1 protein-coding gene is annotated in these 270 nt (G+C 45.6%); it reads right to left on the reverse strand.

Going from position 1 to position 270, the window contains the following annotated elements:
• Positions 1 to 41: 41 nt before the first annotated feature.
• On the reverse strand, positions 42 to 270 hold a 229-nt coding region (locus ACODJP_RS14080; RefSeq protein WP_422482568.1), incomplete at its 5' end, for a hypothetical protein.

Genomic DNA, 270 nt, shown 5'->3' on the forward strand with positions numbered 1-270 from the left:
CAACTTCAAATGGGTCTATTCATCGTGGACGGATGGAGTATTTAGTAACGGGGTTTTTCATTAGGAGCGCAGCACCGACAATATGGGTCGCGCTTGCGACGTTTACCACAACATCCATTGGGGCACCGATACGGTCCATCCACACCTAACTCTTCACTTCTCTTTGATGCAACGCTATTGGACGTCTCACTCAGTTCTCGAGTGGCTGCAACATTGAAGGAAAAGAGAAGAACCATAGCTAGAAAAAGAGCAATTATTTTGGAAACCATT

The sequence above is a fragment of the Pleomorphochaeta sp. DL1XJH-081 genome (genome assembly GCF_049310885.1).
GTDB lineage: Bacteria > Spirochaetota > Spirochaetia > Sphaerochaetales > Sphaerochaetaceae > CAYZJV01.